The sequence below is a fragment of the Corynebacterium sp. HMSC062A03 genome (assembly GCF_001811145.1).
GTDB classification, from domain to species: domain Bacteria; phylum Actinomycetota; class Actinomycetes; order Mycobacteriales; family Mycobacteriaceae; genus Corynebacterium; species Corynebacterium aurimucosum.
Genome location: NZ_KV803686.1, coordinates 1 through 18289 on the forward strand (window position 1 = coordinate 1; position 18289 = coordinate 18289).

14 protein-coding genes are annotated in these 18289 nt (G+C 60.2%); 4 read left to right on the plus strand and 10 right to left on the minus strand.

Features of this window, described 5'->3' with window-relative positions:
• On the minus strand, nucleotides 1–6082 hold a 6082-nt coding region (locus tag HMPREF2781_RS07980), incomplete at its 3' end, for a G5 domain-containing protein (protein WP_141750579.1).
• A 386-nt stretch (nucleotides 6083–6468) separates the two neighbouring features.
• A complete protein-coding gene (locus tag HMPREF2781_RS07985) occupies nucleotides 6469–7245 on the minus strand; it encodes a hypothetical protein (protein WP_070645250.1) in 777 nt (258 codons plus the stop codon).
• A gap of 161 nt (nucleotides 7246–7406) precedes the next feature.
• On the opposite strand from HMPREF2781_RS07985, the gene HMPREF2781_RS07990 reads away from it, so the two are divergent.
• The gene (locus HMPREF2781_RS07990) at nucleotides 7407–8546 is read left to right on the plus strand and encodes an Mrp/NBP35 family ATP-binding protein (protein ID WP_210384553.1); all 1140 of its coding nucleotides are present in this window, start codon (nucleotides 7407–7409) and stop codon (nucleotides 8544–8546) included.
• A 7-nt stretch (nucleotides 8547–8553) separates the two neighbouring features.
• Here HMPREF2781_RS07990 and HMPREF2781_RS07995 read toward each other — a convergent pair whose 3' ends face one another.
• From HMPREF2781_RS07995 to sigE, 3 genes are all read right to left on the minus strand, one after another.
• Nucleotides 8554–9132: a twin-arginine translocase TatA/TatE family subunit gene (locus HMPREF2781_RS07995; RefSeq protein ID WP_070645254.1), complete on the minus strand. Its 579-nt coding sequence runs from the start codon at nucleotides 9130–9132 to the stop codon at nucleotides 8554–8556.
• A 67-nt stretch (nucleotides 9133–9199) separates the two neighbouring features.
• Nucleotides 9200–9649 (minus strand): anti-sigma factor family protein, encoded by a 450-nt coding sequence (locus tag HMPREF2781_RS08000; RefSeq protein ID WP_070645257.1) that lies wholly within the window; start codon nucleotides 9647–9649, stop codon nucleotides 9200–9202.
• A gap of 94 nt (nucleotides 9650–9743) precedes the next feature.
• A complete protein-coding gene (gene sigE / locus HMPREF2781_RS08005) occupies nucleotides 9744–10409 on the minus strand; it encodes an RNA polymerase sigma factor SigE (protein ID WP_070443151.1) in 666 nt (221 codons plus the stop codon).
• 162 nt (nucleotides 10410–10571) lie between these two features.
• Here sigE and HMPREF2781_RS08010 point away from each other — a divergent pair, with 162 nt between their 5' ends.
• Nucleotides 10572–11219, plus strand: coding sequence for an O-methyltransferase (locus HMPREF2781_RS08010; protein ID WP_070443206.1), 648 nt, complete (start codon nucleotides 10572–10574; stop codon nucleotides 11217–11219).
• Nucleotides 11220–11614: 395 nt separating this feature from the next.
• Here HMPREF2781_RS08010 and glgC read toward each other — a convergent pair whose 3' ends face one another.
• Nucleotides 11615–12832: a glucose-1-phosphate adenylyltransferase gene (gene glgC / locus HMPREF2781_RS08015; RefSeq protein ID WP_070443154.1), complete on the minus strand. Its 1218-nt coding sequence runs from the start codon at nucleotides 12830–12832 to the stop codon at nucleotides 11615–11617.
• A 165-nt stretch (nucleotides 12833–12997) separates the two neighbouring features.
• Here glgC and glgA point away from each other — a divergent pair, with 165 nt between their 5' ends.
• Nucleotides 12998–14152 carry a glycogen synthase gene (gene glgA, locus HMPREF2781_RS08020; protein ID WP_070645259.1) on the plus strand — a complete coding sequence of 385 codons (1155 nt, stop codon included), beginning with the start codon at nucleotides 12998–13000 and terminating at the stop codon, nucleotides 14150–14152.
• An 11-nt stretch (nucleotides 14153–14163) separates the two neighbouring features.
• Nucleotides 14164–15621, plus strand: coding sequence for a GH32 C-terminal domain-containing protein (locus HMPREF2781_RS08025; protein ID WP_070645261.1), 1458 nt, complete (start codon nucleotides 14164–14166; stop codon nucleotides 15619–15621).
• Nucleotides 15622–16053: 432 nt separating this feature from the next.
• On the opposite strand, the gene HMPREF2781_RS08030 is transcribed toward HMPREF2781_RS08025, so the two are convergent.
• The 4 genes from HMPREF2781_RS08030 to HMPREF2781_RS08045 all read right to left on the minus strand — a co-directional run bounded on the left by HMPREF2781_RS08030 (nucleotide 16054) and on the right by HMPREF2781_RS08045 (nucleotide 18287).
• Nucleotides 16054–16941: a methyltransferase domain-containing protein gene (locus tag HMPREF2781_RS08030; RefSeq protein WP_070645263.1), complete on the minus strand. Its 888-nt coding sequence runs from the start codon at nucleotides 16939–16941 to the stop codon at nucleotides 16054–16056.
• 9 nt (nucleotides 16942–16950) lie between these two features.
• The gene (locus tag HMPREF2781_RS08035) at nucleotides 16951–17118 is read right to left on the minus strand and encodes a DUF3117 domain-containing protein (RefSeq protein ID WP_010187237.1); all 168 of its coding nucleotides are present in this window, start codon (nucleotides 17116–17118) and stop codon (nucleotides 16951–16953) included.
• Between the two features lie 131 nt (nucleotides 17119–17249).
• Nucleotides 17250–17546, minus strand: coding sequence for a DivIVA domain-containing protein (locus HMPREF2781_RS08040; RefSeq protein WP_070645265.1), 297 nt, complete (start codon nucleotides 17544–17546; stop codon nucleotides 17250–17252).
• Between the two features lie 3 nt (nucleotides 17547–17549).
• Nucleotides 17550–18287: a glucosyl-3-phosphoglycerate synthase gene (locus HMPREF2781_RS08045; RefSeq protein WP_070443164.1), complete on the minus strand. Its 738-nt coding sequence runs from the start codon at nucleotides 18285–18287 to the stop codon at nucleotides 17550–17552.
• Nucleotides 18288–18289 lie beyond the last annotated feature (2 nt).

The following is an 18289-nucleotide window of genomic DNA, read 5'->3' on the forward strand; positions in this document are numbered from 1 at the left end:
TGTCCGGCTTGTCCGGGTTGTCCGGCTTGTCCGGAGTGTCTGGGCCCGTCGGCTTATCGCAGTTGCACTTGGTGCCAACGCGGATCTTGCGGTCCTGCTTATCCTTCGTCACCGTCTCGGTAGTCTCCGGATCGCCCACAGGCTCACCGTTTACAAGCTTCCAAGTCTTGGAAACTTCCTTCTCACCATTGACACCAGGCTGGTCCTCTTCGACCTTGCCCGCTTCGAGGTTCGGGTCGTACTCAATGATGGTCTCGTACGGAATCTCCTCGGTGTGCTTATCCGTCAGCTCAGTCTGGTTTTCAGCCGGACCAACCTCGATGATGCGCGGGGAAGGCTTGCTGATTTCCTCAGAAGACTCCTCCTTGCTCACCTCGCCGTTATCAACAGTCACCGTGACGGTGTGCTTGGTCTCACCAGGCGTGCCTTCTTGGACAACCTTGGTCTCACCCGGCTGCAGGTCCGGGTTCACGCGAATCTCGGTATCGTACGGGGTCTTCTCAGTCCATTCGACCTTGTCGGAAACAGGGTCAGTCTTGGTACCCACACGGATGACCGCGTTGCTCGGCTCCTTGGTGCGCTCGGTGGTCACGGTCGGCTCGCCGGAAGGCTTACCGTCCACGATCTTCTGAGTGGAAGTGACGACCTCAGTACCCAGCTCGCCCTGCTTATCGACGACCTGCTCGCCCGCCTTCAGATTCGGATCGAAGACGATTTCAGTCTCGAACGGAACAGACTTCTCCAGCTTGGTCACTACCTCGCTGTCGTCAATCTTCGGACCGTACTCGATGATCTGCTCAACCGGCTGCTTGGTTACCTGCTCGGTGGTGTTCACCGTGGAGGTGTTCTCCTTCGCAGTGAAGTCGGCTGTGAATTCCTTCTCGCCGTATTCGCCCTTCTGGACAACCTTCATCTCACCTGGCTTCAGCTCCGGGTTCACGCGCACGATCGTGTCGTACGGCAGCGGCGCAACCCAAGTTGCCTTGTTGGTTGCCTCAGCCGGCTTGGTGCCGACAGCGACAATCTTCTCAACCGGCTTCTCGATGATCTCTTCAGTAATCTTCGGGTCGCCCGGCTTGGAGTTGACGATGTCGCGTTCGATCGTCACCTTCTTCTTGCCAGGCTTGCCTTCCTGAGTGACCTTGGATTCGCCCGGCTTCAGGCTCGGGTCGTAGACAACCTTCACCTCGTATGGAACCTCAGTCTCAATGGACTCAGTGTTCTTACCGGTGGTCTTGGTACCCACACGGATGATTTGCTTCGTCGGCTCCTTGGTGCGCTCAGTGGTTACCTCAGGATCACCATCCGGCTTTCCGTCCTTGATCTTCTGGGTAGAGGTGACAACCTCGGTACCGGTCTCACCCTGCTGATCAACCTTCTGATGACCCTCTTCAAGAGAGTCATCGAAGACAATCTCAGTCTCGAACGGAACCGGCTTCTCAACCTTGGTCACCACAGTGGTGTCCTCAGCGGCCGGACCGTACTCAATGATCTCGTTGACCGGATCCTTGGTCTGCTTCTCCTCCGGGGTCACAGTTGCCTGATCACCCTTAGCGGTGAAGTCAGCAGTGTAGGTCTTCTCACCAGGCACGCCCTTCTGGACAACCTTGATCTCACCCGGCTTCAACTCCGGATTCGGACGAGTCTCAACCTCGAACGGAACCTGAGCCTTCCACTCAACCTTCTCGGAAGTCTCCGACGGCTTGGTACCGACCTTGATCACCTGGTCAACCGGCTCTTCGGTGACCTTCTCCTCAACGGTGGCCTCGCCATCCGGCTGGGAGTTAGTGACCTTCTGGGTCACCGTGATGGTCTTCTTGCCCGGCTTGCCCTCGGTGACAACCTCAGAGGTGCCAGCAGGCAGGTTCGGATCGAACTCGATCTTCACACCGAACGGAACCTCAGACTCAACGTTCTTCTTGGTCTCACCGGTGGTCTTGGTGCCAACGCGGATCTTCGCGTTCTTCGGGGCCTTGGTCTGCTCAGTGGTCACGGTCGGCTCGCCGTCCGGCTTGCCGTCCTTGATCTTCTGGGTAGAAGTCACAACCTCGGTACCAAGCTCACCCTGCTCATCGATGACCTGCTCACCCTCCTCGAGGGAGTCATCGAAGATGATTTCGGTCTCAAACGGAACCGGCTTCTCAACCTTGGTCACCACAGAGGTGTCCTCGGCCGCCGGACCGTACTCGATGATCTGGTTAACCGGAGCCTTGGTCTGCTTCTCCTCCGGCGTGACCGTTGCCTGGTCACCCTTGGCCGAGAAGTCAGCGGTGTAGGTCTTCTCGCCCGGCACACCTTCCTGAACGACCTTGATCTCACCCGGCTTCAGTTCCGGGTTCGGACGAGTCTCGACGTCGAACGGGACCTGAGCCTTCCACTCAACCTTTTCGGAAGCCTCAGACGGCTTGGTGCCGACGGTAATGACCTCATCTACCGGCTTCTTGGTGATCTCTTCAGTGATCTGCGGATCGCCCGGCTTGGAGTTGGTGATATCACGCTTGATGGTCACCGTCTTCTCGCCCGGCTCACCCTTGGTGGTCACCTTGGACTCACCGGCAGGCATGTTCGGGTCGTACTTAACGACGACCTTGTATGGCGCCTCAGCCTTATAGGTCTCGGTGTTCTCACCAGTGGTCTTGGTACCGATGCGGATCTTGGCCTTCTTCGGGGCCTTGGTCTGCTCGATGTTGATGCTCGGCTCGCCGTCCGGCTTGCCGTCCTTGATCTTCTGGGTGGAGGTAATGGTCTGCTCACCCGGAACGCCCTCTTCGTCGACAACCTGCTCGCCGGACTCGAGGGTGTCGTCGTAAACGTACTCGATCTCGAACGGGACCTCTTGGGTCTTCTTGCTGGTCAGCTCCTGATCAGGGATGCCCGGGCCGACCTCGATGATGCGAGTGACCGGTTCCTTGGTGGTTTCTTCCTCAGCAACCTGAGCTTCAGAACCCTTGGAGGTGAACTTAGCGGTGTAGGTCTTCTCGCCGTTCTCGCCTTCCTGGATAACCTTCATCTCGCCAGGCTTGAGCTCTGGGTTCTCGCGAACCTCAGTCGGGTACGGAATCGGGAACGTCCACTTGACGTCCTTGGCACTCTCGGCAGGCTTGGTGCCGATGACAACGACCTCGTTCGTCGGCTCCGTGGTGCGCTCCCAGGTTCCGTCCTTGTTCATCTTCTCTGCGCCCGGCACACCCTCGGTCTCAACCTTGTAGGTGCCAGCAGGGATGGAGTCGTCGTACTTGTACTCAACATCGAACGGAACCTCACGCTTCGGGACGTCGATGACGTTGACCGTCGCGGTGGTGTTGTCCTTCGAGCCGTCTTCATAGGTCACGATGACTGGAACGTCGATCTTGTCGCCCGGCTTCGCAGTTTCCGGCGCGGTGGAGATGACGTTGCCCTTGTCATCCAGGCCAACGATCCAGTCGCCGTTTGCCGTCTTCACCTTGTAGGTCGGGTTGCCGAACTCGTTGTTCTCACCCGTGGCCTCAAGGCCCTTGCCCTTCGGATCAATAGTGAACGGCTTGTCCGCATCGAGGTTGATGTCTGCAGGCTTCTCGACGCCAATCGGCGAGGTCGCCGTACCACCCGGGTAGACCGTCTGCGACGGAACAACCGGCTCAGATTCCCAGCTATTGGTCAGCTTCACCACGGTGGTGACCGGGGCCTGGGTGGTCAAACCACCCGGGGCGTTAACCGTTACCGTGACGGTGTTCTTGTCACCCGGCTTGGCATCGGCCGGCGGCGTGGAGGAAACTTCACCGGTCTTCGGGTCAATGGAGTACTTCCAGCCGTTAACCTCCTGGGTAAGAACCGGCTTGCCATTCTTGTTACCGAAGGAGAACGTAGAGTTGTCAGGAGTGTCCTCAACCTGGTGCTTGACTTCCTGACCAGGAGCAGTGGTCTGAACGTTGTAGTTCGCCTCGATGTCGCCCTTGATGACGACGACAGTGCCTACAACCGTCTGTGGCTTCTGCTTGCCTTCATCGCTGTAGTGAGCCTGGACCGGAACATTGAGGATGTCGCCTTCCTGCGCACCCTTCGGAATCGTGGTCGTGATCTCACCAGTATTCTCGTCTACGTAGACAGTCCAGGTCTTGCCGTCCTTGCTGGTGAGGGTGGTTTCATTGGTTCCATCCTCGAAGGTGTAGCGCGTCGGGGCCTCATCGGTCGTGTTGCCGCTCAGACCACGCTCCGGGATCTCGGGAGTGAGGCTGACGCTTGCGTTCGGCTGACCAGTCTTGGTGTCGTACGTCGGGATCTTGATGTCCACGATCGCCTGGAACTGGGTCTCGATCTCATCCGTGGTCTGGTCCGGGTAGGTTGCCTTCACCTTCGGGGTAATGATGCTGCCCGGCGTGACGGTGTCATCTGCCTTCGCGGTAACCTTGCCGGTGTCATCGACGGTGACGGTCCATCCCTCAGGGACAGTGGACTGATCAATCTCGAACTTGGCCGGGTGGACCGGCTTGTGGCCCTTCATGATGGACTTGGTGCCCACCTGGGCGGTAATGTCCTCATTCAACTTGCCCTTGGATAGGCCAGGGCGCACGAGGTCTGTGACCTGGGTGTTGTTCGGATCAACAACCACGAGCAGTTCCAGCTTGTCAGTGGAACCGTTCGAGTACTCCACCGTAACAACAGGGCGTGCAAAGCTACCCGGCTTCGGCTCTTCCGGAGCGGTGACGGTGACGTTGTAGTCATCGTCGATGTCGACGGTCCAGCCCTCGTAGACGCACTTCTCGTCCAGCTCAACCTTGGCCTCGTAGCCGTTGTCACCCTTCTTCTTGGCCAGCTCCTTGATCAGGTCAGGGGTCTGGGTGAAGGTAACTTTCTGCGGCTCGGTAGCAAGAGGGCCGGTAGCACTATCGACGCCGGAGATGATCGCAGCGTCCGTCTTGTCGTACTTCGGGTCGTGGTACTCGGTGTCATCCAGCGAGAACGCCTTAGAGTCGATGACGTTCGCCTTGCTGTAGCGTGTCAGCGAGTTGGAGCTGTCGAAGGCCTTATTTTCGCCCCATTCGTTGTTGTGGTCAGCAGCGGCCTGGAGTTGGTCAACGGTACGCGGCTTCGCCAAAACGGAGAAGTTGACGTTCTTGTCGGTCGCCAGGTCAGTACCGCGGTACTCCGGCCAGGTGAAGTAGATGTCACCGGTCTTTTCGTCGATATGCAGGTTCTGCGTACCACCGGAGGCTTCCGGGTCGGTGGTGCCGATGAACTTGCCGTTGCCGTCATAGGCCTCCACGACCATGCGGGACATGGAGTCGTCCTCGCCGTCGTTCTGCACAGCAGGAATGTTGACGGTACCGACCTTGGTTTCGTCACCGGGCACGATGACGTGCTTCTCCCAGTTCTCCCACGACACCGTAATCGGGTTACATTCAATGTTCTCGCTCGGCCACGGGTTTACAGTAGCGCTGAATGCAGAGCTGTCACCTTCCGTGGCTTTCAGGCCCGAAGGATTGTCCTTCTTGTAGTTGCTCTGCCAGGCGTAGCGCACGGGATTCTCGGCAGTGGCCGAAGCGAACTGCTTGACCTTCTCAGCAGTGAGATCTGCGTAGAGATTTAGGTTTCGTTGGTCGCGAGAACCAGTAATTTCGATGCTTTCGTCAGCCTTGTGCGTGACGCTCTTGTCAAGGAAGGTCTGGCCGGCCTCCATTGAAGGCACATTGCCGGTACCCAAGACCTTGCCAAGGTTCGCGCCATTGGTGAAGGACCAATCGGCGAATGTGCGGTCCTTCGAGTTATCAAAGGAGACGCTTAAGCCCCACAGGGTCTTGTCGGGGCTATCTGTACCTGGCTCTAGGGTGTTCCAGCTGAAACCAGCCTGGCTGTGGTTAGCGGTGTCGGTCTCTGAAACAACACATGATCCGGCCGGCAGGTCGGAGGCCTTCTGGGCGCCCTTCTCTACCGCGCCGGACTTGTCGCGGATGCCGCCGCTCAGCGTGGCAGCGGTGGCCTCGGGCATCACCGTGTTAAAAGAGGTGATGCTCAGCCCACTGAGCGCGAGTGTAATAGCAGAAAGAGCTGCCACTCCTTTACGGGAAGAGCGTCGCCGAGCGGCGCCGTTCCTTGATGCATTCATTCTTTAGGTCCTTTCAAATGCAGTACCCTGCTCCACCCCCACAGTGCGGAAACCCGAAAGCCGCGGAGACCTCTCAGGACAGTTCCTCACAGATTTCCTAGAGAGGTGACAGGAAAAAGGCAGGTGAACCCTAAAAATAATACCCTCCCACACATAAAGTCGCAATAAAAAAGGGATTTTACCTGCAATTTTTAATAATAAACACAACTATATGGAAAGTATAGATTTCCCAGAATCGCCAGCTCTGTGAGATACTCTCCGGTTTCTGCACGTAGAAGGCGGGCGGTGCGGGGAGACGTCGCCAAGCAGGGCGTGCCCATCGCCGTTTTATACAGTCCTAGGTTGTCCCCCTGGCGCCGAGGACTGCGTCCCCTAGCTTGTCACTTCTAGGATTCCTCGTGGACCAAGTCGGACCCGCCGGACGAGTTGGAGTCTCCTTCCTCGTTGAGGTTCTGCATGAGGTTGGCCTCCATCCAGGCACGCACGGCCGCCTCAAAGTCCTCGGCATCTTCCACTTCCTGCACGACTTCATCAAGATCCTGCGTGGTGAGGAACTTGGTAAAGGAGGCTATCTCCAGCTTCTCATCGCGGTTGAATAGCCCGTCTTGGTAGACCACGACGTAATTCTGTGGAAGCTCCGACTTAGAGCTAGGGCAACCTTCAGCACCGGCTGGCTCCACCACGGAGACCTCTGGCGGCAAGGAGGCCATGAGAGCGATGTGGGTGCGCTCCAAAAAATCCACGTCCTTGGTGCCTTCTTCCTTGGCAGCCACGTAGTCCTTGGAAACCGCGCGGGCTTCCTCCGGGTTGTAGACGCTTAAGAATTCACCCGTGCAGCCGACGAAAAAGTTGCCATTAGTGCTTACCCCGCTGACATGCTCCCCTCCCTGGCGCACCAGCATTGGCTTCTGAGAAACGGTAGCCGCGCGTCCCTCATCGCGCAGGGTCTGGCGATAGATCTCCGCCAGCACGCGCTGCTCATGGGAAGTCGGATCAATCATGATGGTGATCGGCGCCGAGTTCACTGGGTTCGGTTCCGGCTTGGGTTCATACCCAGAGCAGGCGCTTAACGACGCCCCCACAACCCCCACCAAGGCCACCCCAACAATGCGGGCGAAGGTGCGGGAATGTGCAATAAGGCGGGGCATCAGAATCAGGCGCATTCTTTCTATTCAACCGGACATGTCGAGCACACATGTCGCTGTTCTTCAGGGTCCAAAGTCCGCAGCGCTGGGCCGCAGCATCTGGCTGAATTTTACACGCCCCGCTGGCCAGACGGCGGGGTGGCTCTCCCCGATAGCACGTGACTAGACTAATGCGCGTTATGACTAGCGCTATTACTGAATCTTCCGTTCGCGACGCGCTCACCCGCGTCGATGACCCAGAAATCGGCCGCCCCATCACGGAGCTCGGCATGGTGAAGTCCGTGACTGTTAACGGTTCGGACGTGGATATCGAGCTTTATCTCACCATCGCCGGCTGCCCAATGAAGGGCACCATCGAGTCCAATACCCGCGCGGCCGTCGCAGAGCTCGACGGTGTCGGCGACATCAGCATCTCCATGACGCCGATGAGCGACGAGCAGCGTAAAGAACTCAAGCAGAAGCTGCGCGGCGGCCAAGCCGAGCCGGAGATCCCCTTTGCCAAGCCGGAATCCACCACCCGAGTCTTTGCGGTGGCCTCCGGCAAGGGTGGCGTGGGCAAGTCTTCCGTTACGGTGAACCTTGCCGCGGCCTTGGTCAAGAAGGGCCTCAAGGTAGGAATCGTGGACGCCGATATTTACGGCCACTCCGTCCCCAGCCTGCTGGGTTCCACGGCGGGCCCCACAGTGCTTGACGACGAAATGCTGCTTCCCCCCATCTCCCACGGCATCAAGCACATTTCCATTGGCCAGTTCGTGGAGGGCAATGCGCCCGTGGTCTGGCGCGGGCCGATGCTCCACCGCGCACTTCAGCAGTTCCTCGCAGATGTCTTCTGGGGTGACTTGGACGTGCTCCTGCTGGACCTGCCACCGGGTACTGGGGACGTTGCCCTGTCCGTAGCCCAGCTCATCCCTAATGCGGAGCTCCTCATCGTGACCACGCCGCAGGCGGCCGCCGCCGAGGTGGCCGAGCGTGCCGGTTCCATCTCCCAGCAAACGCGCCAGCGCGTGGCCGGCGTGATTGAGAACATGGGTGCCATGGTCATGCCGGATGGTTCCACCATGGACATCTTCGGCTCCGGCGGCGGCAGCGTGGTGGCCGAGCGCCTCAGCGTCCTACTGGGCCACGAGGTTCCCCTATTGTCCAGCATCCCGCTCGATCCGAGCCTGCGCGCGGCTGGCGATGCCGGAACCCCCATCGTCATTTCCGCGCCCGACTCCCCCGCTACCCAAGCCATCACCAAGGTGGCGGATTCCATTGCGGTGCGCTCCGATTCCCTCGTGGGTAAGAAGCTCGGCTTGGGTGTGACCCGCAAAGGCTAAATAGCCTTTAGGTGACATCCTCCCAGGAGGAGCTGCCCTCGCCGGTGGGCGCATTCCCACCGCGCGGGGGCTGTGTCGTTTTAGTCGCCTTCTCCCCCGTCGGCTGTTGTACTCCGGCGTTCAGGTCCGGGTAGACCTGCGAATAATCAAAAGTCGGCCGACCAGGATTCTGCTCCGGCGCTGGTTGCGCCGGACCCTGCTGCGTATGCGCGGGTTGGTTGGTCATATCCGCATCGTGCTCATACGGGCTGGTGCTCTTCTTGATGTCCTCGGCCATCTTTTTCGGGTTGAAATCATCCCAGGCGGAGTCGTCGCCGTCGAAAAGCGCCTTGGTAATGACCCCGCGCGGTCCCATCCGCGTCCACTCCGCCGCCTGACTCAAAGGCACCCGGAGATCGTCGAACTCCGCGCCGAGCCCGCTCATCTCACCGTTGAGCTCCGCCTTGGCATTCGCAATGGCCTTGCGCGCCGCGTAGATAGCCGCACGGACATCCATGATCACGCCGGGCAGGCGCTCGGGACCGATGATCACCAGACCCAGCAGCACGATGACAAGGATCTCTACCCAACCAATTGAGGAAAACACGAAACTATCTTAACTACTTAGCTAGTGGTGACTGGGCGACGGGCGCGCGGGAGGCTTCGGTCTCTTGTTAGCCCCGCTGGTTATACCGGATGGCGCGCACCACCATCTCCACCTTGTCCAGGAAATCCTGGCGTGGCTGGTGCGCGGGAGCTTCCGCATCCGGCCCGGGCCCTATGCCCTGATGGGCGATACCCGCGAGCTTTGTCATCAGGGAATCAGGAGCCTTGACATGGGATTCCACGCTGCATTCACGAACCCACTCGGCGGCGTTGCGCTGGTGGTGAATCTCCGCCCGGCATTCCGGGCAGTGCACGAGGTGGATGCGTACGCGGTGGGCATACTTGGCCGGCATTTCGCCGTCGACAAAAGCGACGACCGCCTCGGGCCCTAAATGGCCGATAGTATCTGCCCGCTGGGCGCGGGACTTTGCCTTATCGCGGACTTTGGCTTGGGCCTCGGTGAAGAACCCGGACAGGCTCAGGGAATGCCCGTCGCTGCTATGTCCTTCTGCTTTCACCTCAACGTCACCTCACCTCAGTGCATGCTCTTGTGCAGTGGCCTAGTGCTTAGCTGCGGGAGTCTAGCCCTCTAAGATTCAAACGCTGCCCAGTCTAGCGGGTACGCAGCAGGCTGCGCGTGTCTGCGTTTGTCTGGGCTTCCTTTTCCAGCGCGGCACGCAGCTGGGAGCGGCCGCGGTGGATGCGCGAACGCACAGTACCCATCTTCACGCCGAGGGTTTCAGCGATTTCGTCGTAGCTCATACCCACGACATCACAGAGAACCACCGCCACACGGAAGTCCGGCGCCAGGTTATCCAGGGCTGACTGCAACGCCGGATCCAGGTTGGCCACCGTATAGGCCTGCTCCGGGGTCATATCTGTACCTGGGACACGCTCATAATCCTCCGGCAGCGCCTCCATGCGGATCTTGGAGCGGTGGCGGACCATATCCAAAAAGAGATTGGTGGTAATCCGGTGCAGCCAGCCCCCAAAGGTTCCTGCTTGGTACTTATCCAAGGAGCGGAAGACACGCATGAAGGTTTCCTGCGTGAGGTCTTCGGCATCGTGCTGGTTACCAGACAGGCGATACGCCAAGCGATAGACATCATCGGCGTGCTCAGCCACGAGCTCACTCCACGAAGGCATCTCGGCCTGGCCGGCGTCGAATGCAGCGGTTCCGGTCAACTCCTCAACTTCAGCACTGACAGCATGGCTGCCAGTGGCAGAGGAATCGGTGGAACGGTGAGCGTGCTCAAACTCGCGCTGCTGTGTGGTCATGGCGAATATCTTTCTATAGTGCGCGTCGAAACTCCAGCCACGGCCCTGTGAGCAGCCTGTGAATCCGTCACACCTCTTACATGCGCTTCTTGCGTCACAGCTGAGGAGAGTTGCGGGCGATTCTCGGCACGCAGCTGAGGCGATTTCACTATGGTTTTCTTTGTGACTACTACGGCTTATGACGCAATGCGTACCTATATCGAATCCACCAGCGAGGTCTCCGAGGTGCTCGCCGGCGCCCGCGCCCATGCGGAGGAGTACGGCCTGCCGGCCCCGGATGAAGCCACCGGCCAGCTGCTCAGCACGCTCGCGGCGGCTTCATCCGGCACCACCTCCCGCCCGCAAGCGGTAGCGATCACTCCCGCAGCATCCGTCGTGGGCCTCTACTTGCTCGCCGGCATGCCGGAGAACGGAATCCTTACCTGCATTGACCCGGAAGCCGAGCACCAGGCCAGCGCCAAGAGAACTTTCCGCGAGGCCGGCTACTCCCCTAGCCGTGGGCGCTTCTTGCCCTCGCGTCCCCTCGACATCATGGGCCGCCTAGCCAATGACACCTACCAGGTGATTTACGCCGAGGTCCCAGCGCTCGATATGCCCGCGCTGCTCAAGGCCGCTTGGCCTCTACTGCATCAGCACGGCACCTTGGTGTTGGCCAATGCGCTTCTCGACGGCACCGTCGCCGACCCCTCCCGCACCGACCGCGACACCGCCGCCGCCCGCGAGGCCGACGAATACGCTCGCTCTCTCGAGGGTGCTGCCGTCACTCGCCTGCCGTATGGGGCGGGCCTAACACTCATCACCAAGCTGTAGTCGCCTTCTGAAACTGCCCGATCTGCCAAAACCATCGCCCGTTTTTCGATCGGCACGGAGATTTTCGTCATCTAGGGCACCGTTGGTTTAGCCACTGATACGTCTCCGAGCTAAACCCCGCCCTGTGTCGTCGGTGTCCTTTTTGCGCCGACTTTTTATTCCTTCTCCGTTCCCCCCACCCTTCGCGCTCACCGTGGGGGCTTCGCTAGGCGGGCTGCGCGCTCTCGGTGAGCGCGAAGGGAGTGTACTGAAAGGTGCGGTGTTGCAGGGCGTTGTTGCGCAGGCTCCTGAAGCATTCCGAGACTCGTCGGCGCCACCAAAACCACGAAAGGCGGACGTGGAGTGGACTTCAATCCACCCACACGCCCGCTTAAGGCGCTGCGCTGTCTCGCGGCTTAGACCTTTACGTTCTTGCCCACGACAACCACGCCGCCCTCAGACACCTTGAATCGCTCCTCATCGCGCTCGCGGTCAACACCAATGATGGCCCCGTCGCTGACCACCACGTTCTTATCCAAGATGGCATGACGAACTACCGCGCCCCGGCCAATGCGCACGCCTGGCAGGATGACGGAGCCTTCCACCGTCGCGCCATCCGCCACGTGCACGTCTGAAGCCAACACGGAGTTGCGCACCGTACCACCGGAGACGATGCAGCCCGGAGCCACCATCGAAGACTGCGCAATACCGTTCTGCACGAACTTCGCCGGCGGGAAGTTGGAATCATCCGTGGAGTGAATGGGCCACGAACGGTTGTACAGGTTGAAAATCGGGTGCACCGAAATCATGTCCATGTGTGCCTCATAGAAGGAGTCGATGGTGCCAACGTCACGCCAATAGCCATGGTCACGCTCCGTGGCACCGGGCACCTCATTGGCCATGAAGTCATAAACATGCGCCTGCCCACGCTCCACAAAATAAGGAATGATGTTGCCGCCCATGTCATGTGCGGAGTCCTCATCCTTTTCGTCTTCCAGCAAAGCGTCGATAAGCGCCTGCGTGGTAAAAACGTAGTTGCCCATGGAGGCGTAGGTCATGTTCGGGTCGTCCGGGGTCGCCGGAGGATTGGCAGGCTTCTCGACGAACTCCGTAATCGTGCCCATCCCATCCGCCTGAATGCAGCCAAAGGCAGAAGCCTCAGAACGCGGGACGCGGATGCCCGCCACCGAGCAGTCCAGGCCAGTCGCGATGTGCTCTTCCACCATCTGCGCTGGGTCCATGCGGTAGACGTGGTCAGCACCGAAGACGATGACATAATCCGGCTTCTCGTCATAGATGAGGTTCAGCGACTGCAGGATCGCATCGGCCGAACCGTTGTACCAGCGCTTACCGCGGCGCTGCTGAGCGGGCACGGAAGCGATGTACTGCGGAGTCGGACCAGACAGGTTCCACGCTTGGGAGATATGGCGGTCCAGAGAGTGGGACTTGTACTGGGTCAGCACAGCAATTTTGAGGAATCCGGCGTTGACAAGGTTCGACAGCACGAAGTCGATCAGGCGATAGGAACCACCGAAAGGAACGGCGGGCTTAGCGCGGTCTTCCGTCAGCGGAAAGAGGCGCTTTCCCTCGCCGCCGGCAAGGACAATAGCAAGGACATTAGGAAGGCTTCTCACACCACCCAATTTATAGACGTTTTCTGGATCGCGCAGAAGAAGTGCGTTTGTTTCTACCCCCCATTGTCCACCTCACACCCCGCCCGCTGCTTTCCGACGAACCACCGCACCGACCTGTCCATCAAGGTTTAGCGCGAGCTGTGGATAATCCGTATTCTGGCGAGTATGAGAGCCGGAATATTTTCTAAGGAGTATCCGCCAGAGATTTATGGCGGAGCGGGCGTCCACGTTGCAGAGCTCACGCGCTTCATGCGCGAGATTATTGATGTCTCTGTGCACTGCATGGGTTCTGAACGCGATGAGAAGGACGTCTTTGTACATGGCATTGACCCTGCGTTGAAGGAGGCCAATGGCGCCGTGCAGACGCTTTCCACGGGTCTGCGTATGGCCAATGCCGCCTCCGATATCGATGTGGCTCACTCCCATACCTGGTACACCGGTCTAGGTGGCCACCTTGCCGGCCGCCTATACGGCATCCCCCACGTGGTCACCGCGCACTCGCTCGAACCGCACCGCCCATGGAAGCGCGAGCAACTCGGTGGTGGCTATGAGATCTCCTCGTGGTCCGAGAAGAACGCTATGGAATATGCCGATGCCGTCATCGCCGTGTCGGCCGGGATGAAAGATTCCATCTTGGATGCCTACCCCCGCATCGACGCCGACAAGGTCCATGTAGTCCTTAACGGCATTGATACTCAGGTCTGGCAGCCGGGTGAATCCACGGTGCTGGATGAGCTGGGCGTCGACAAGCAGCGTCCCATCGTTGCCTTCGTGGGCCGGATTACTCGGCAGAAAGGCGTCAAGCACCTGCTCAAGGCTGCCCAGAGCTTTGATGCAGACATTCAGCTTGTGCTGTGTGCTGGCGCGCCGGACACACCGGAGATTGCGGCAGAGACCGAAGCCCTCGTGGAGGAACTGAGCGCGCAACGTGACGGCGTGTACTGGGTCAAGGACATGCTCTCGCGCGAGCAGATCAAGCAGGTCTACTCCGGTGCGGACGTTTTCGTGTGCCCCTCTATTTATGAGCCGCTGGGGATTGTCAACCTTGAGGCAATGGCCTGTGGCACCGCGGTTGTGGCCTCCAATGTGGGTGGCATCCCTGAGGTCGTCGTGGACGGCGAAACCGGCGTTCTGGTCAACTATGACGTAAATGACGAAGCCACCTTTGAAGCTGATCTGGCTGCCGCTGTGAACCGTGTCGCCGCCGATAAAGAGCTGGCATTACGCTTCGGTTCCGCCGGCCGCCAGCGCGCCATCGAGGACTTCTCGTGGGCTACCATCGCGCAGCAGACCGTGGACATTTACCGCTCGTTAATGTAGGAAGGACTGCCGTGACGCATAAAGAAACGCACCATCGCCCAGAACTTCACTTCGTTCCCGATAGCGGGATCCTCGAGGCCCCCGCAGGAATCGTTCGGGACGGTCATACCTGGCACCTGTTCCACCAGTACCGTCCTGATGCCGGCCAGCCTGCGCGCTGGGGCCATTCCACCTCTGAGGAAACGGCCTTCGAGTGGCTGGAGTGCGACGACGTCCTCGCCACCGTCGGCGGCGAGCTATCGCTGCGTGCAGGATCCGTGGCGGAAGGAAAGGACGCTCTCAACCTGTACTTCACGTCGGTGACCTCGGTCGGCACTAGCGTGCGCTTGGCGCGCTACACCGACTACGCCGATGAATGCATCGTGTCAGATGACCCTTCGGCGCTCGACCCAGACGTTGTCCGCTTCGGGGAAGCCGTAGGCGCCCACACCAATTATGACCGCTTCCGCTCGCCCTCCGTGGTCCCGGACTGGGCTAAGGAAGACCGCGAAGAGGGACACGATGGCTGGCTTATGCTGGCGCTGACCGGGCATTCCGACGCACCAGTACCGGTAATCCTGGACAGCCCCAATGGCGAATCCTGGACGCTCCTCGGCCCCTTGAGCTTCGATGGTGATCCTGGCTTTAAGGAGGGCGAAGTTCCGGCCACCTCTCCCATCCCGCCGGTGGTTTCACCGCGTCTGGTACGCCTGCGCGACGAGGTGGATAGGGAAATTTACGACGTTCTCTTCGTGACCTTGGAACGCGAGGGCCGCGATGTCTCCGGATATATCGTGGGCCGCCTTGATGGCACTGTGTTCACCGTGGCGAAGGGCTTCCAGCGCGTGGACTTTGGCCATGATTTCTCCCGTCCGCGCAACACCAACACCACGACCGGAACAATTCCGCAGGATTGCCGCTACGACCGCGCAGTCATCCTCGGTCTGCTCAACGGCAACGGCCGCGGCGATGATGCCACCAAGCACCCCACGTGGGAGGCTGAGGGCTGGGCTAATAGCTTGTCCCTGCCGCGCGCGGTGACGCTACAGGGCGGCGTGCTGTTCCAAACCCCGGCGGAGGGGCTGCCGGATGCTGTAAAGCTTTCGGATTACGCACAGTCTTGGACGGGCGTCCTCGAAGTACCTACGGGTTCGAGCGTGACCGTGACGCTGAAGGACGGCTCTGGCGATACCGCTGCGGTCATTCGCCATACTGGTGAAGAAATCAGTCTGGACCGCTCCATGTCCAAGGCCTTCGATAACTACTTCAAGGACTCCGCTCCTGCGGTAGCGCCGCTGGCTGAGGGGGATTCGGATACCCTCACCGTCATTCAGGATGGTGCCAGCGTTGAGGTCTTCGTCGACGGCGGTTTGGTGGCCATGAGCTCCCGTGTCTACTTCGATGGTGGTTGCTCCGCCATTGAGGTCAGCACCGATGGCGAAGCTGTCATTGAACAGTCCTGGAGCCGCAAGGGTACCAAGCGCTCCTAATCGCATCGACTGCGAGACGGCATATAGGAGGAGGACCGAGTTGTCTCGGTCCTCTTTTTAATGCGCCCCCCTACCCTTCGCGCTCACCGGGGTTCTCAAACAACCACCGCGGGCGCTGCCGGTGAGCGCGAAAGGAGATTGAGGCGGAGGTCTATGCAGATGCCTTCGAGCGCCGACAAGACCACGCAACATCAGAGCCACAACGAGCCAGGCCGGGCCTCACCCCGCCCTTCGCGCTCACCGCGGACCATAAACTTCCTCCACGCTCATCCCCGGTGAGCGCGAAGGGAGACCACGGCGGACTGGGCAGCTGCAAGCCCCCTTCGCGCTCACCGAGGACATCAAACAACCACCGCGGGCGCTGCCGGTGAGCGCGAAGGGTGGTTTCGAAGAGAAGCAGCGAAGGAAGGCCCTAAAAAGGAGCGTCAGCAATTAGGCCGAGCGCAGGCGATCCAGGCGAGCGTGAGCCGTCACGGTCAGCGACTGCGGCAAGGAGGCCATGCGCTCTGCCAGCTCTTCCGGACTGATGTGGCGCGCCGACGGGCTCATGCCAACCTGTGCGGCGATGGAGGCCTTATCCAAGACGATGGGGAAGGAAATATCGACCGGGTCGGCCGCCTGCTCCAAGAAGCCTTCCGCCTGCGCATAGAGGCGTTCCACCTTGCCTTCTTCCACACCGAGGATGCCCAGAGGCTCCCGCAGCTCGTCCAGATGGCCCGCCTGTGGAGTCAGCACGATGACCTCCCCGCCCGGTGCGAGAACGCGCTGGAACTCCGCCGGGTTGCGCGGGGCAAAGACCACCGAAATGGCGTGAATCGAATCATCCTTTAGCGGAAGGCGCTCCCATACATCCGCAACCACGGCGCCAACTCGCTCATGCGACTTGGCCAGGTGCTTAGCCGCGTGCGTAGAGATATCCAGGCCAACGCCGCGTGCGCCCTCAATCGAATCAAGGGTGTGTGCGAGGTAGTAACCCGTACCCGCGCCGACCTCAAGGAGCGCAGGGGCGGTGTCCGCATTCAGGCCAGCCGCATGTTCAGCCGCATCCTGGGTCTCCAGAGAATCCTGCACCGCACCGGTGACTGCCTCCACGAAGGGAGCAAAGTGTCCCATGGCCAGGTAGGTTTCGCGGGCGTTGACCATCGCGGCATCATCGCCTTGGTGCTTCAAACCGGCACCGGCTGCCAGCGTGACGTAGCCCTGCTTGGCCACATCATAGGAATGGCCGGTCTCCGACACGAGGCGGGAAAAATCATCCGCACCCTGCAGGGCGCTGCCATCGGCGGGATCGGCCAGAATATCGACGATATGTGAAAGCATGCTCCTAGACTAGCTAGAAACTGCTACGAGGAGTGAACCCAGCTCCGCTGCTTCTTCTTTGCTGAGCTCAATCACAATGCGCCCACCCCCGTCAGAAGGAATGCGCATGACAATCTTGCGGGACTCCTCTACCGCTTCCATCTCTCCACCAGTGGTACGGGGCTTCATCGCTGCCATATTGAGTCTCCTTCGACTGAGTTTTGTACGTCCCTCTAGTCTAGCCCTTTTTCAGCCGACGGCGGCAGGCTCGTTCCCACAGGCTTCCCCGCAAGCTCCCTCAAGGCCTCGTCCAAGGACGAGTCAAAGGGTTAAGCCGAAGGTTCGGAAGAAGCGTCAGACGCTGTCGCCGGCGCTGCCTTTAAACGGCGCTCCACCGCAGCTAGGAGGGCATCCACCTGGTCCTGACGGTAGCCGCGCGCGACCACGTCGAAACGCAGGTCGTCGAAACGCCCCTCGTCGAGGGCACGCAGATTCTCATAGTCGGTGTCCACAGCCTTGTCGGGGGCCTCCATAACAGGTCCCCGCCCCACCAGGCTTCCCCACGCCCACGTGCCAATGATCACGAGAGCGATGAGGACAACGATCAGCAGCATCCAGGACAACATGCGCTAAATCTTACCCAGCAGCGGCGGTCGTTGGGCAACGGGCCCGACCACGCCCGCGCGGGAGAGGATGGTGCGCGAAACTACATCGGCCATCGGGGATAGCTCATGGAGCGGGCGGTTGCGGTGGGCGCGAGTGCCCAGGTCCACTTCGGCGATGGCGTGGGGGCCGTGGCGCTTGGCGACGTCTATCAGTAACCCCGCTTCCACCCCATAGCCCGCGACGAAAGGCAACCCCACAGCCGCATCGCGGCGAATCGCATACTCCCCGCCCAAAGGCTGATCAATGTGCGCGAGCTCTGGGAAAAACATGCGCAGAAGCGGCTTGGCGCTCAGCTCCGTGACCCGCCCGCCACCTGTGGGCTGACCGTTCAGGCTGCGTGTATAGCGCGCCTTGACCAGCTGCACGTGGGGGTCCACAAAAGGCTCACTTAGCGCGGTCACCATGCCGGGGGCGGCGGATTCTAAATCCGCATCGATGAAGACGACGACCTCGCCCCGGGCCGCGGCCACCCCGCGCCACAAGGACTCGCCCTTGCCAGGCTGCGGCGGCTCCTCCACCACGTCGCGCCAATTGCACACCCGAGCCCCAGCCGCGGCTGCCTGTGCCGCGGTCCCATCGGTGGAGTCGGCGTCGACGACGATGACCTCTAACGGATCGTCGGCCAGGCAGGCGCGCACCACGTGGGCGACGGTGCGCTCCTCATTAAGCGCAGGGATAACTACGGAAACGCTGACAGACATGG

Excerpts from the sequence above, each read along its gene's own strand:
- HMPREF2781_RS07985 (WP_070645250.1), bottom strand. The coding sequence starts at position 7,245 with ATGCGCCTGATTCTGATGCCCCGCCTTATTGCACATTCCCGCACCTTC.
- HMPREF2781_RS07990 (WP_210384553.1), top strand. The coding sequence starts at position 7,407 with ATGACTAGCGCTATTACTGAATCTTCCGTTCGCGACGCGCTCACCCGC.
- sigE (WP_070443151.1), bottom strand. The coding sequence starts at position 10,409 with ATGACCACACAGCAGCGCGAGTTTGAGCACGCTCACCGTTCCACCGAT.
- glgA (WP_070645259.1), top strand. The coding sequence starts at position 12,998 with ATGAGAGCCGGAATATTTTCTAAGGAGTATCCGCCAGAGATTTATGGC.
- HMPREF2781_RS08030 (WP_070645263.1), bottom strand. The coding sequence starts at position 16,941 with ATGCTTTCACATATCGTCGATATTCTGGCCGATCCCGCCGATGGCAGC.
- HMPREF2781_RS08035 (WP_010187237.1), bottom strand. The coding sequence starts at position 17,118 with ATGGCAGCGATGAAGCCCCGTACCACTGGTGGAGAGATGGAAGCGGTA.
- HMPREF2781_RS08040 (WP_070645265.1), bottom strand. The coding sequence starts at position 17,546 with ATGTTGTCCTGGATGCTGCTGATCGTTGTCCTCATCGCTCTCGTGATC.
- HMPREF2781_RS08045 (WP_070443164.1), bottom strand. The coding sequence starts at position 18,287 with ATGTCTGTCAGCGTTTCCGTAGTTATCCCTGCGCTTAATGAGGAGCGC.